The sequence below is a fragment of the Pedobacter sp. ASV12 genome, from assembly GCF_016429155.1.
GTDB lineage: Bacteria > Bacteroidota > Bacteroidia > Sphingobacteriales > Sphingobacteriaceae > Pedobacter.
This window is the reverse complement of sequence record NZ_JAELUC010000207.1, coordinates 1-842: the sequence shown is the minus strand read 5'-3', so window position 1 is coordinate 842 and position 842 is coordinate 1. Positions and strand designations below refer to the sequence as shown.

The 842-nt window shown below is 49.2% G+C and carries 1 protein-coding gene; it reads right to left on the bottom strand.

All coding sequences use genetic code 11. The features are described 5' to 3' along the window. Positions 1-335: 335 nt before the first annotated feature. A partial coding sequence (locus tag JHD69_RS19920) for a PA14 domain-containing protein (RefSeq protein WP_233166105.1) occupies positions 336-842 on the bottom strand: 507 nt, incomplete at its 5' end.

Genomic DNA, 842 nt, shown 5'->3' with positions numbered 1-842 from the left:
CCCTCCCACCCCCCCCCCCCCCCACCCACACCCACCCATGTCGTGGTTCGTCGGCAGCGTCAGATGTGTATAAGAGACAGCCACAAAGCTTCAACAATCCTATAACCATTAATCAACCAACTGTCCCGCCACAGATTTACAGATTAGCCTTAAAACAGCTACACGACAACAGAAATCTGTTAATCTGTGGCCACAAGCTTCAAAAGCCCCACAACAATCCATCAACCAACTGTCCCGCCACAGATTTACAGATTAGCCTTAAAACAGCCACAGCTACACGACAACAGAAATCTGCTAATCTGTGGCTAAAAAGCACCTACAGCCTTAAAGTCCATCTAATGAAAAAACACCGCTTCGTTTACATCTTCGAGCTTGCCCTTTGGTGTTTTGCACTGCAGTTGCAAAGTGTAACCTCCGCCACCTTCAACAAAAAACAACTCAAAAGGATGATAGCCTTTTTCAAGTGCAATTTGAGCCGATTTCTCTACAGACGAATGCATGCCGTCGTTATCAATCAGCACGTTACCACCTATTTTAAGCACACTTCCATCGTCAGAACGTAGGGCAAACGAATATACCCCTGTTTCCGCTGCATAAAAATAACCGACGTGGCGCGTAGCAAAACTAGGTGCCGTTTGGCTGATAGGGATTTCGATAGCTTTGGCGATTTTCTCGGTTGCCAAATCTTTCTCATTGATAGCCTTGGTATTTTTATAAAAGACCGGATAATAATAAAAGCTGTCTCTTATACACATCTGACGCTGCCGACGAACCACGACATGGGTGGGGGGGGGGGGGGGGGGGGGGGGGGTGGGGGGGGGGGGGGGGGGGGGGGGGGGGGG